This is a genomic window from Sphingobium sp. C100, assembly GCF_000508185.1.
Lineage (GTDB): Bacteria > Pseudomonadota > Alphaproteobacteria > Sphingomonadales > Sphingomonadaceae > Sphingobium.
Genome location: NZ_AYOY01000015.1, coordinates 1 through 12,627 on the forward strand (window position 1 = coordinate 1; position 12,627 = coordinate 12,627).

The window sequence follows — 12,627 nt, forward strand, 5'->3', positions numbered from 1 at the left end:
GGCGGCGTGGCGGCGTCCTGCGGCGCCTGCTGCTGCTTGGCCGCAGCATCGGCCTCTTCCTCGGCCTTCACACGGGCCTCGATCGCTTCGCTGTCGGCGTCGATGGTCGACAGGCGCTTGGCGCGCTCGGCCGCGACCAGATCCTTCCAGCTGGCATTGTCGGCCTGTTGCCGTTCCGCCTTGGCGAGACGGGCGAGTTGCGCAAAGCAGCCGGTCGCGCCGCCACTGCCGGAGGGCGAGCAGCTTTCCGTGCCAGACCGGCCGATATATTCCATCGACCGCACCCGTTCGCCCCAAGCCTGGTTGCTCGGCTTGTTCGGATCGCCCCGCAGCGGTTCGGGAATGCGATAGCGTTCCTTTTCATCCTTGCGGGCGCACACGACGATGTCGTCGCCCTGGCTTTGCGGGCAGGCGTCCTCGCCATAGACGATGACCAGATTGACCTTTTCGGAACCGTCGCTGACGGCGGCGGTGGGTGCAGTATCCTGCTGCGCCAGTGCGGGCGCGGCGACACCGGTCAGCGCAAGCGCGGCGATCATCACTGTCTTCATCATCCGTCCGTCCTTTTTCAGATGCGCTTCGGCTTCATATTCGCTTGGAAAGCGCGATGGCCGCACGACAGCCCAAACGGATGGCGCCCGACAATAAGGGATAGGCCGGAGCCTGCTCGGCGCCATGAGCCAGCGCCGCGTCGCGATGCTCGACCTCCTCCGCCTGAAAATCCGCGATGGCGGTGGAGAGTTCCGGATCTTGGCCATCGAGCTGTTCAAGCTGCTCGGCATAATGTTGATCGATCTCGGTCTCGATCGCGGCGGTGCAGGCCATCGCGGCCTTTGGCCCCAGGGCGGCGGTCACCGCGCCCAGCGCGAAACCCGCGACGTTCCAGAACGGCGCCAGCGCGGTCGGCCGCACGCCGCGCCGCGCGATCATCGCATCGAACGCCTGGCGGTGGCGCTCCTCCTGGCTGGCCATCCCGGCAATGATGCGGCCATAGGGATGGCGATCACCCATGACCGCAAGCTGGCCGGCATAGATGCGCGTGGCGCCGAACTCGCCCGCCTGATCGACGCGCAGCATCGCGGCGCGATCAGCGTCCGACAGGCGTTTGCCGGGGCGGGGGAATGTGCCGGATGCGTTCATGCCTTCCTCGCTTTCAGCAGCAGGACCAAGATGGCGAGCGCGGCCGCGCTCGACAAGAGGCCGTTATAACCGGCCATGGAAATCCCCAACAGGCTCCATGGCGCAACGTCGCAGCGCGTGATCGGGCTGGCCATGATCTGGCTCAGCATGTCGGCGGCGCTGCCGCCTGTGGGTGTGGTCGAACAAGTGGTCAGCCCTTCCCACCAGCCATATTCGACCCCGGCGTGAAACAGGCCGATGAGGCCGCTGATGCCGACGGCCAGCCCCGCCAGCCCTGCAAGCAGCGCGCTGACGCAGGCGCGGCCGCGCGTCGCATAGGCGATCAGCGCCAGCGGGATCGCCACCATATGGGGATAACGCTGCCACCAGCACATTTCGCACGGATGCAGCCCACCCAGATATTGGAAGCCATAGGCGCCGCCCAGCATGAGGACAGGAACAAGCAGCGCGAGCGCGCGGGCGAGGGAAAGGCTCTTCATCGCTTCCGCTTAAAGCCTTCCCATGCTTTCGTCATGCTGAACTTGAAACCGCTTCCGTCCGGTTCGCCTGGCGTGACCCGGACGGAGGGGCTTATTTCGCGCCCGGCTTGCGCGCCGCCACCTGCGCTTGGGCAATCGCGGCGCCAGGGGTGCTTGCCAGCCGCGCGATCGTCCTGAGCGCATAATCGAGCTGGAAATCCTCGACGCCCTGCTTTTTCAGCTCCTCGGCGCTCATGGCGAAGCGCGGATCCTCCTTGGCATCCTCCTCCAGCGCGGCGTCGTCGGTCTTGATCTCGTTGATCAGGTGACGGCGCAGGTCGCTTTCGCGGAATTTCGGCCGGGCCTTGTAATCCGGGTCGGACAATTGGGGCACGCGGATGTCGGGCTGGATGCCGCCTTCCTGCACGCTGCGGCCCGAGGGCGTATAATAGCGTGCGGTGGTGAGCTTGAGCGCGGTGGTGTTGCTGAGCGGCAGCATCGTCTGGACGCTGCCCTTGCCGAAGCTGCGTTCGCCCATCACCAGCGCGCGATGCTGGTCCTGAAGCGCGCCCGCAACGATTTCGGAGGCCGAGGCGGAACCGGCATCGACCAGCACGATGATCGGCAGGCCCTTCGCATCATCGCCCGGTTTGGCGTAATAGCGTTCGACATCGCCCTTCTGCCGGCCGCGCTGCGACACGATTTCGCCGCGTTCCAGGAAGCTGTCGCTGACCGACACCGCTTCATCCAGCAGGCCGCCCGGGTTGGAGCGCAGGTCGAGGATATAGCCGGTCGGCCGATGCCCCAGGCTCTTGTCGATGCTGCGGATCGCCTGGCGCACATCGGCCCCGGTATTGGCCGAGAAGCTGACGATGTTGATGATGCCGATATTATTCTTCACCTCCCACTTCACGGGCTTGAGCTGGATGATCTCGCGCGTGATGGAAAGGTCGATGGGCTTGTCGCGGCCGGGGCGCACGATGGTGAGATTGATCGACGTGCCGGGCGCGCCGCGCATCTTGTCCACCGCCTCGTCCAGCGTGCCGCCATAGATGAGCTGGCCGTCAATATGGGTGATATAGTCGCCCGCCTTGATCCCGGCGCGCCAGGCCGGCGTGTCCTGCGTCGGCGCGATCACCTTGACCGCGCCATCCTCCTGCGTGACCGACAGGCCAAGGCCGCCATAGCTGCCTTCGGTCTGGGTGCGCAAATTCTGGAAGTCGCGCGCGTCGAGGAAGCTGCTGTGCGGATCGAGACTGGCGAGCATCCCGTCGATCGCGCCCTTGATCAGCTTTTCGTCATCGACCTTCTCGACATAGTCGGTGCGGACCTTCTGGAACACGTCCATGAATTCGTCGAGCGCCTTGTAGCTCGACGCTTCCCCATCGGCGAGCGCGGCAGTGGTGGCAGGAATGAGCGCAAGCGCCCCGAGCGCGATCGCGCCCTGGAGGAAAGTGGATTTCATGACTGTCCTTGGAGTCCGCATCAAGTGCCCGATATACGCCGATTCGCGCGCCAACGCAAAAGCGCTGTTCGACCAATGTCGTGCACCAGCGATGAGCGAAAGGTGAACGCGCTTCCCACTCAGCCCAATAACGGCATGATGAGCGGCTTGAACTCGGGCGGAGCGGCGGAGAGACGCGCGATCGCCTGTTCGCGCTCCTCGTCCGTGAAGGTGCCAAATTTGCCTCGCCCGGATTCGAAGATCGAATGCCCGGTGGCCGGCGCGCCATGGACGAAACGCTGGGTGATCTGGAGCAACATGTGCGTCGGCCCGACGATATCCACCAGTTCCGGATCGACCCCGGCCGGCTGATAGGCATAGACGACCTCCTGAAATATGTAGGACATCGCTTCGGCCAGGTTAGTGCCGAAACTGTCACCAAATATCAGTATCTTGCCCGGAAAAGGCGCGGAGGAATGGCGATAGACGCGCACGCATCCCTGGTTGATGACGCCATTGTCGAAGAGCAGCCGTTCGGCCATATTTTCGCTGAAGGTCAGTTCGAAACTGGAAACCGGCGGATCGAGCTTGATTCCCAAATCTCCAATCTTCTGCTCTACGGTGAATTGCGCAGGCAGTGCGTCATAGGCAATGCCCCAGCGCTTCAGGACCGTTTGCGCTGCAACCGTCGCACCGAAATCGGTCCAGTGAGTGTCCGTGTTCGAATAGCTGAGTTGCCGGCGATTCCATAACTCCCACCGCGGCATGATGACGGGCTGGTCGGCAAAGCGTTTGAGGAAATCATCGAAGACCGTGGCCTGTGCTCGGCGGAACGGATAATATTCGCGCAGCACCTCTTCCTTTGCCGGGGCGATGAGCAAACTGATCTGCGCCAGATCGAATTCTTCCTGCCATCTTGGAAACTTGGCGAACGCGTCTGTCCAGCCCTTTACGCTGGCGTCGCTCAGGGAAGCCGAGCGGGTGAACTGGCCGACGCTGTCGTTCGTGTCGCCCGTCAGGAACAATTGTCCCATGCGGCCCAGCAGAGCCTGCGGGTCAGAAGGCGACAGATTCGGGCTGCGCGCGCTACGTTCGACCATTCCAGCAAGAGCGATGTCCTGACGCTCCTCGTCCACGACCTCCCACCGGCAGATCACATCCCGATCATGTTCCCGCCGAATGGTCATTTCGACATGATAGATGCCGCTGCGGGCGGGAACATCGGCCACGAAGCCGGGCATTGCGGTGCAACTCGCCAACAACTCGCCGCCATGCCGGATGTTGACGGCCACACCGGCGCCCGCGTTGGACACATGCCCGGAAAAGACCAGCCGATCATCGCCTACGGGCAAAGGCTGGGCGATCGAGACCCGGCCCAGTTGATCGGGGCCTTGCGACCCCTCCAAATTAATCACCCAACCCGACCCTGACTTGGCATCCATCCGTATCGCCTCTTTATGCCCTTGAAATAATTTCCGAAGGCGCCCCGCCGCACCTGCGATCACGCTATGAGCAAAAACGCCACTGCTCAACGACAAACCACCCTTTCCCGATCAGCCCAGCCCGACCAGCGGCACGATATCCACCGGGCGGCCGTTGCGACGCAGTTCGACTGTGACGTTCGGGCGGTCGGCGCCGGTGATGCCGACAGGATCGCCCTGCCGCACGCTGTCGCCGACCTGGGCGGTGACGCGGTGAAGGCCGGTGATGAGCGTGGTCCACCCCTGGCCATGGTCGATGATCAGGATCTGCCCATAGTCGCGATAGGGGCCGGCGAAGGCGACGCGGCCGGCGGTCGGCGCGATGGCCTGCGCGCCCGGCTGCGTCACCAGCGTCAGGCCGCGCGATCGCACGCCGCTGTCATTCACCTCCCCCATGCCGGTGACGAGTTGTCCGATCACGGGCAGGCGATAGGGCGGCGGGCCGCCGGTGGCGGCTTCGCGCTCGGGCGCGGGGGCGCCGGCTTCATCGGGGCGCGCGGGGCGCAGCAAAGGGCCGGACAAGGCGGCCAGCCGCGCGCGCAGGTCGCCCGCTTCCTCCAGCCGGTCCATCAGGTCGACAATGTCGCGCGCCCGCTCGCCCAGCGCCAGCGCGCGATCGCTTTCCAGCCCGGCATTGGCGCGATAATCCTGCGCGGCGATGCGTTTCCGGGACTCCAGCGCGGCGAGTTGCGTCTGCTGCTGCCTGCGGTCCTGCTGCGCCTGGTTCAAGGCGTCGGCGGCCTGTTGCGCCTTTGCCCGCAGCCCCCGGCTCTGCGCCAGTTCGGCGCGCAGGCCGGCGGTGCGCTGTTCGATGACGGGCAGCACCTGCCCCAGCACCGCGCGCAGATGGACGGCGTCGGTCACGCTGCCCGGTTGCACCAGCGCCAGCGCCAGCGGACGCCGCGCCATCATCTGGAGGGCAGCGGTCAGGCGGACCACCGGTTCCTGCTTGGCGGCAAGGCGCGCCGACTGGACGCGCTGCATCCGGGCGATGATGGCGATGCGGGCCTGCGCCGCCTGTATGTCGGCTTCCGCCTGCTGAATCCGCGCGGCGACGGCGGCGGCGCGGCGGCGCGCCTGTTCGGCCGCGTCGCGGGCGGTGGCGGCCTGTCGTTCCAGCCGGGCGGAGCGATCGCGCGCCTCGTCCGACTGGCGGCGCGCGGCCTTGAGCGCCTGCTGTTCCTGGTCCAGCGTAGTGCCCGCTGTGCCGGGCAGAATGATGGCGGCATCGTCGGCGGCGGGCAGGCGCGTGGCGGCGATGGCCATGCCCCCCGCCAGTCCGATCATGATGATGATGGTTCGCTTCACCCGACACCCTGCCCGCAAGTATCTCTCTGCCTAGGCAAAAAGCGCGGGCGGTTCCAGTCCGGCGCGTCCCACTTTAACCTTCGCGATGATAAGGATGGTTGGCGAGGATCGAACAGGCGCGCCAAAGCTGTTCCGCCAGCATCGCGCGCGCCATCATGTGCGGCCAGGTCATGGCGCCAAAGGCGATCAGCAGATCGGCATTGGCGCGGTCGGCATCGTCGAACCCGTCCGCCGCGCCGATCAGGAAGCGACATTCGCGCGTGCCCGCGTCGCGCCAGCCCTCGATCCGGCGGGCAAAGTCCATGGAGGAGAGCTGCCTGCCCTTTTCGTCGAGCATGACCGTGACGGTGCCGGGCGACACCGGGGGCAGCTTGCCGCCCCGGTCGGGCATTTCGGTGATCCTGTGCGGCATGGTCAGCCGCTTGACATAACGGTCGACCAGTTCCGCTTCGGGCGAGCGCCCGATCTTGCCGCGGGCAATAATGTGGAGGAGCATCTCACCAAATCCGGTCGTTTCGAGCGAAGGTCCGGGCCTGACGAGAAACGCGGTCGAGAAAATCTTCTCGACGACGCGTCCCGGCTTCGCTCAAAGCTACTCGAACCGGACAATCCGGGTCAGTCAGGCGTTGCCCGCGACCGGCGTGTCGACGAAACCCCACATCCGTTCCAGATTGTAGAAGCTGCGCACTTCCGGCTTGAACAGATGCACGATCACGTCGCCGGCATCGATCAACACCCAGTCGGCGACCGGAAGGCCCTCGACCCGCGCGGAGCGGCCGGTTTCCTTCTTGATCCTCTCGGCCAGATGCTGGGCCATCGCCGCGACCTGACGCGACGAACGGCCGCTCGCAATCACCATATGATCGGCGATGCTGCTTTTGCCTTCCAGGGGAATGGAGATGGTTTCCTGCGCCTGGTCGTCGTCGAGCGACTGCATGACAAGGGCGTGCAGGGCGGCCACGGAATCGGCGGCGAGCGCCGTATCGTTGGCAGGGGCGGGTCTGGTCAAAAAAACTCCAATCTAGACGATCAACCGACGCGTGAGCGGATCGCGCACACACGTTGCTTCATATTCGCGATGCCAGAGGGGGTCCGCCTGCCGCAGCAGGGTCGCCGATCTTGGATCAGGGCGAAAGCGCAATAGCACGAGCGCCGGTGTTCTCCAATTCGTCCAGTCTGCACTCTGGCGCGCGGAGCGGACGAAGCGCCGCAGCCAGCTCATGGCCGCAGAGCCACGGGCGGCGTCATCATAGCCCGGACGGGCGATCACGGCAATGGGCATTAGGCGCGCAATGCCGCGCCAGTTCTTCCATTGGCCGAACTGGGCAAGATTATCCTCCCCCATCAACCAGATAAACTGATGGCGGGGATAGCGTCCGACGAGCGCGCGGAGCGTATCGACCGTATAGCGGGTGCGCAGCTGCTGCTCGATCGCGGTGGCGCGAATCGGCGCGCGGCGGGCGACGCGCTGCGCCTGCGCGACGCGCGCGGGGAGCGGCGCCATGCCCTTGACCGGCTTGAGCGGATTGCCCGGCGACACCAGCCACCAGACCTCGTCCAGCCCCAGGGCGTCCTTGGCAAAAAGGGAAATGGCGCGATGCCCCCCATGCGCCGGATTGAAGGAGCCGCCAAGCAGGCCGATGCGTGTCATGAAAACGCCATGCCAGCGCGCGCGCGGGGCGGCAATGGGGTTGGATGCGGAGATATGGCAGGGAAAGCCGGAAGATGCGTCGCCTGACCTGTCCGTCACTCTCCTGCGGGCAGCGCCCTCGCCTCATCCACCTGTGCGTCGCGCGCAAGGACGTCGAGCGGTTCCATCGCCTCGATCTCCTTGCCGCCGGTTTCGATGTCGAGGTCGCGGAACTTGCGGCCGGTGGACAGGACGCGGCTTTCGAAGCTGCCGATGAAGCTATTATAGTTGGACACCGCGCTGTTGAGGCCGGAACCCAGGCGCTTGAGGTGCGTCGCGGCGACCGCCAGCCGCTCGTATAATTCCTTGCCGAGCTGGCCGACCTGCTGCGCCTGTTCCTGCATCTTGGCCTGGCGCCAATGGCCCGCCAGCGTACGGGCGAGCGGCAGGAAGGTGGCCGGGCCGCAGATGATGACGCGGTTGCGGGCGGCGCGTTCCCACAATTCCATGTCCGCCTCCAGCGCGGCGGTGACGAAATTGTCGCCGGGCACATACATGATGACGAAGTCCGGCGCCTTGTCGAACTGTTCCCAATAGGCCTTGCGGCCCAGCGCGTCGGCATGGGTGCGCAGGGCGCGGGCATGGTCGGCCAGATAGCGTTCGCGCGGCGCCGCATCGACCTGATCGACGGCGTTCAGATAAGCCTCCAGCGAACATTTGACGTCGACCACCAATTGCTGGTCGCCGGGCAGGCGGATGATGAAGTCGGGGCGCAGACGGCCATCCTCCACGGTGACCGAGACTTCTTCCTGAAAATCGACGAAGGGGGAGAGGCCGGCGGTTTCGATCAAATTCTTGAACTGCTGTTCGCCCCAGCGACCCCGCGTCTTGGGCGCGGCGCGCAGCGCGTTGACCAGCTTGGCCGTTTCCTCGCGCACCTGGCCTTGCCCCGCATGGACCATCGCGATCGCCTCGCGCAGTTCGGCATAGCTGCCGACCCGGTCCTTTTCGACCCGCGCCAGTCCTTCCTCATAGCGTTTGAGCGTGGTTTCGACCGGATTGAGCAGCGTCTTGAGCTGCGCTTCGCTCTTTTCGCTCGCCTGGGCGAAACGCTGGTCGGCGCGGGTCAGGAACTGGGTCTGGGCCTGGTCGAGCAGCTTGCCGCCAATTTCGCTGAACTGGGCGGAAAGCTGTTCCTTCGCGTCCTTGAGCGCGGCGATCTGCTGCTCGAAAGCCTGGGTGCGCGCCCGCGTGTCGGATTGGAGCGCGGCAAGGTCACGCCGCGCGACTTCGCGTTCGGCCTGCACCGCGTCGAAGCGCTGGGCGGCGGCGGCCTGCATCGCTTCCAGCCGCTGGTCGGACGCGGCCTGCGCGGATTCGAGGCGGCCGATCCGGGTCTCTGCCTGGGCGACGCGCTCCTTTTCCACCGCCAGTTCGGCGATGGCGCCGTTGCGCTGAACGGTCGCGGTGTCGAGTTTCGCGGCAAGCTCCGCCTTCTCGGCCGCGAGCGGGGCCAGCGCCTTCCCCCTGAGCAGCCAGCCGACCGCAAGGCCGACGAGCAGCGCGACGAGAATGAAAAGGGCGGCCAGACTGTCCATGATGGATCCTTTTTGGGAACGAAACGGGAACCTAGCCGCGCCTGGAGCGTCCCGCAACCCTGCTCATGCCGCTTGCGCCCCCGGCGCGGCGAAGCGGGCGCGATAGTCGCCGGGGGACAGGCCGATCAGGCGGTGGAACAGCTTGCGGAAAGCGGCCGCATCCTCATAGCCGACGGACCAGGCGATCTGGTCGATGGTGCGGCGGGTGAATTCCAGATGCTCGCGCGCCTTGGCCACGCGCAGATGCTGGACATATTCGATGCCGGTCATGCCGGTCGCGCTTTTGAAGCGGCGCTGGAAAGTGCGTTCCTCCAGCCCCGCCTGCGCCGCCATGTCCCGCACGCTCGTCGCCTTCGCCTCCCGCGCGGCGAGCCAGTGCTGGACCTTCAATATCGGTTCGTCGCCATGAGCCATGCGCGGCAGGAAACGGGCGAAATGCTTCTGTTCGCGCCCGGCGACGTCGATCAGCAGGAATTTGCCCGTGTCGAGCATGACGGTCGGCCCGAGCAGCCGATCGACCAGCCGCAGGCCAAGGTCGGTCCACGCCATCAGGCCGCCGGCGGTCATGAGGTCGCCATCGTCGATGACGATCCGGTCGCAGTCCAGCTTCACATTGGGAAAGCGGGTGCGGAACTGGTCGGCGAACCACCAGTGGGTGGTCGCCGGGCGCCCGTCGAGCAGGCCGGTCGCGGCCAACAGGAAAGCGCCGCCACAATTGGAGGCAAGCGTCGCGCCCGCCCCATGCCGGTCCAGCAACCAGCGGGCATAGGGCGCCGCCTCTTCCGCTTCCGGCACGCCGGAGAGGCGACCGGGGATGAGCCAGATGTCCGGCGTGCCGGACAGGCCTTCATGCGTGTCATGGCTGCGCGCAAAACAGCCATCCGCCTGCATCCGCCAATGGCTGACGCGCAGCGTCGGGCCGCCATGTTCGCGCGAGAACTGCCCGGCGATGGCGATGAGGTCGGTCATGCCATGGACCATCGCCTGCTGGCAGTCGCGGTAGAGCAGGATGCCCACTTCCGCCCTGGGATCGCCGCTTTCGTCCATGCCGCATCGCCTTTGTCGGAATCGGCCCGCTTAATGTCGGGACCGCCAATGCCGAGCATCCGTCATCGCCCCTAAGAGTGCAAGCACAGGGCGCGAGACGCCCTTCGACATCGGACGGAAGGGAATTTCAGCATGAGCCATTTCATCACCACCCAGGACGGCACCCGCATCTTCTACAAGGATTGGGGACCGCGCGACGGGCAACCCATCGTCTTTTCCCATGGCTGGCCGCTCAGCGCCGACGCCTGGGACGCGCAGATGGTGTTTTTCGCAAATCAGGGCTTTCGCACCATCGCCCATGACCGCCGCAGCCATGGCCGGTCGGACCAGGTCTGGGACAATAATAATATGGACCAATATGCCGATGATCTGGCGGAGCTGATCGCGGCGCTGAACCTCAGCGACGTGATCCTGGTCGGTCATTCGACCGGCGGCGGCGAAGTCACCCGCTATGTCGGTCGCCACGGCACGGCGCGGGTCGCGAAGCTGGCGCTGATCGGCGCGGTGCCGCCGCTGATGCTGAAGACCGAAGCCAATCCGGGCGGGTTGCCGATCGATATGTTCGACGGCATCCGCAAGGGCACGTTCGACAATCGCAGCCAGTTCTTCAGGGATCTGACCATCCCCTTCTATGGCTATAACCGCGAAGGCGCAGCGATTTCCGAGGGTATCCGCGACGAATTCTGGCGGCAGGGGATGATGGGCGGCCTCAAGGGGCAGCTCGATTCCATCCGCGCCTTTTCGGAAAGCGACTTCCATGCCGACCTCGCCAGGGTCGATGTGCCCACGCTCGTCCTGCATGGCGATGACGACCAGATTGTGCCGATCGGCGCATCGGCGCTCTCCACCGTCAAGATCGTTACGCAGGCGGTCCTGAAAGTGTATGAAGGCGCCGACCATGGGCTGACACAGACTCACCAGGACCGGTTCAACGCCGACCTGCTCGACTTCATCACCGGCTGACATTTTGATCCCCAAAATCGTTGCAAGGAGACATCCCATGACCAATGAAACCATCCTCATCACCGGCGCGTCGGACGGCATCGGCGCGGTCTATGCCGATCGCCTCGCCCGGCGCGGCGCCAATCTGATCCTGGCCGCCCGGCGCGGCGACAGGCTGGAGGCGCTGGCGCAGCGGTTGCGCGCGGAAAGCGGCGTCAGCGTCGAAGTGATTTCGGCCGACCTCGCCAAGCCCGACGACCTCGCCCGGATCGAGACTCGGCTGCGCGAGGACGAAGCCATCACCGGGCTTGTCAATAATGCGGGGATCGCGGGCGAGGAGAGCTTCGTCGAGACCGAGCCGGCTTATCTCACCGGCATGATCGACCTCAATATATTGGCGGTGACGCGGTTGTCCCGGGCGATCGCGCCCCGGCTGGCGGCGAAGGGCGCCGGCACGCTGATCAACATCACGTCGGTCACGGCGCTGATGCCCGACGGCTTCACCGCGGTCTACCCCGCGACCAAGGCCTATGTGCTGGCCTTTACCGAGGCTTTGCAGGTCGAACTGGGCAGCAAGGGCGTGAAGGTGCAGGCGGTGTTGCCCGGCATCACCCGCACGGCGATCTGGACCCAGGAGCAGATTGCGAGCCTTCCACCGCATATGGTGATGGATGTGGAGGAGATGGTCGATGCCGCGCTCGCCGGGCTGGACATGGGTGAGGGCATCACCATTCCGGCGCTGCCGGACATGGCCGATCTTGACGCCTATCTGACCGCGCGGGGCGCGCTTCGCCCCAATTTGTCGCTCAAGGATGCAGCGGCCCGTTATCGGGCGTGACATCGCCGCCAACCCAAGGAGACGTCCCATGATCTTCGGTCTCTCTCTCCCCGCCTTCACCGCGCTGCATGTCGCCATCAGCCTGATCGGAATCGCCGCCGGCCTGCTCGCCTTGCTGGCGCAGGCCAGAGGCTATTTCCTGGCCCGGATGCACGCGGTCTTTCTGGTCACGACGCTGCTCACCAGCCTGACCGGCTTCCTCTTCCCCTTTGGCGGCTTCACGCCGGCGATCGGGGTCGGCATCCTGTCGGTGCTGGTGCTGGCGGTCGCGCTTTGCGCGCTCTACGGCTTTGCCCGGCGCGGCCGGGCGCGGATCGCCTATGCCGTGAGCGCGACGGCGGCGCTGTGGCTCAACCTGTTCGTGCTGGTGGTGCAGGGCTTTCTGAAAGTGCCCGCGCTCAACGCGCTGGCACCCACGGGCAGCGAGCCGCCCTTCCTGGCGGCGCAGGGGCTGCTGCTGGTCGCCATGACGATCATGGCCGCGGCGATCATCCGCCGGCCGGTGGCCGGAGGCACGATGACCGCCTGATCCAGGCCGCCCGGCCGGTCATGCGCACGGCGCGCCCCTCTCGTCACGACAGGGTCGCGCCGTGCTGGCGGCCGGATATATGCCGGGTCGGGTGGGGGCGATGCGGCGACGGGGGGCGAAATGACCATCGTCGCGCGGCAGACTCTCACCTTCATCGACGACGATATGTTCGTGATCCATGATGGAACCGGACGCCTGCCCCCCCCCCCCCC

General features: G+C 65.8%; 14 protein-coding genes. 3 read left to right on the forward strand and 11 right to left on the reverse strand.

All coding sequences use genetic code 11. The annotated features are described in order from the left end of the window. The 11 genes from C100_RS27390 to C100_RS27440 form a co-directional block, all read right to left on the reverse strand. Positions 1–554, reverse strand: a 554-nt coding sequence (locus tag C100_RS27390) for a hypothetical protein (protein ID WP_037529527.1), incomplete at its 3' end; no start/stop codon positions are given. A gap of 31 nt (positions 555–585) precedes the next feature. Then, a complete protein-coding gene (locus tag C100_RS27395; RefSeq protein ID WP_024018208.1) occupies positions 586–1,140 on the reverse strand; it encodes a demethoxyubiquinone hydroxylase family protein in 555 nt (184 codons plus the stop codon). After that, the gene (locus tag C100_RS27400; protein WP_024018209.1) at positions 1,137–1,619 is read right to left on the reverse strand and encodes a disulfide bond formation protein B; all 483 of its coding nucleotides are present in this window, start codon (positions 1,617–1,619) and stop codon (positions 1,137–1,139) included. The genes C100_RS27395 and C100_RS27400 overlap by 4 nt, the downstream gene beginning before the upstream one ends. 91 nt (positions 1,620–1,710) lie before the next feature. Next, positions 1,711–3,063, reverse strand: a complete 1,353-nt coding sequence (locus tag C100_RS27405; RefSeq protein WP_024018210.1) for a S41 family peptidase — start codon at positions 3,061–3,063, stop codon at positions 1,711–1,713. Positions 3,064–3,182: 119 nt separating this feature from the next. Then, positions 3,183–4,484, reverse strand: coding sequence for a hypothetical protein (locus C100_RS27410; RefSeq protein ID WP_024018211.1), 1,302 nt, complete (start codon positions 4,482–4,484; stop codon positions 3,183–3,185). A gap of 111 nt (positions 4,485–4,595) precedes the next feature. Continuing rightward, positions 4,596–5,810, reverse strand: a complete 1,215-nt coding sequence (locus tag C100_RS27415; RefSeq protein WP_442800299.1) for a murein hydrolase activator EnvC family protein — start codon at positions 5,808–5,810, stop codon at positions 4,596–4,598. Between the two features lie 94 nt (positions 5,811–5,904). Next, positions 5,905–6,327: a 23S rRNA (pseudouridine(1915)-N(3))-methyltransferase RlmH gene (locus C100_RS27420; protein WP_024018213.1), complete on the reverse strand. Its 423-nt coding sequence runs from the start codon at positions 6,325–6,327 to the stop codon at positions 5,905–5,907. Between the two features lie 123 nt (positions 6,328–6,450). Further along, a complete protein-coding gene (rsfS, locus tag C100_RS27425) occupies positions 6,451–6,840 on the reverse strand; it encodes a ribosome silencing factor (protein WP_024018214.1) in 390 nt (129 codons plus the stop codon). A 12-nt stretch (positions 6,841–6,852) separates the two neighbouring features. Continuing rightward, on the reverse strand, positions 6,853–7,482 hold the full coding sequence (locus C100_RS27430; RefSeq protein WP_024018215.1) for a nicotinate-nucleotide adenylyltransferase: 630 nt from the start codon (positions 7,480–7,482) through the stop codon (positions 6,853–6,855). 95 nt (positions 7,483–7,577) lie between these two features. Continuing rightward, positions 7,578–9,059: a DNA recombination protein RmuC gene (gene rmuC, locus C100_RS27435; RefSeq protein WP_024018216.1), complete on the reverse strand. Its 1,482-nt coding sequence runs from the start codon at positions 9,057–9,059 to the stop codon at positions 7,578–7,580. A gap of 63 nt (positions 9,060–9,122) precedes the next feature. Continuing rightward, a complete protein-coding gene (locus C100_RS27440; protein ID WP_024018217.1) occupies positions 9,123–10,106 on the reverse strand; it encodes a GlxA family transcriptional regulator in 984 nt (327 codons plus the stop codon). A 132-nt stretch (positions 10,107–10,238) separates the two neighbouring features. Here C100_RS27440 and C100_RS27445 point away from each other — a divergent pair, with 132 nt between their 5' ends. Genes C100_RS27445 through C100_RS27455 form a run of 3 tightly spaced genes read left to right on the forward strand, consistent with a single transcriptional unit; the run spans position 10,239 to position 12,415 of the window. Continuing rightward, positions 10,239–11,069 (forward strand): alpha/beta fold hydrolase, encoded by an 831-nt coding sequence (locus C100_RS27445; RefSeq protein ID WP_024018218.1) that lies wholly within the window; start codon positions 10,239–10,241, stop codon positions 11,067–11,069. 37 nt (positions 11,070–11,106) lie between these two features. Further along, a complete protein-coding gene (locus C100_RS27450) occupies positions 11,107–11,886 on the forward strand; it encodes an SDR family NAD(P)-dependent oxidoreductase (RefSeq protein WP_024018219.1) in 780 nt (259 codons plus the stop codon). Between the two features lie 28 nt (positions 11,887–11,914). Next, positions 11,915–12,415, forward strand: a complete 501-nt coding sequence (locus C100_RS27455) for a hypothetical protein (protein ID WP_024018220.1) — start codon at positions 11,915–11,917, stop codon at positions 12,413–12,415. Positions 12,416–12,627 lie beyond the last annotated feature (212 nt).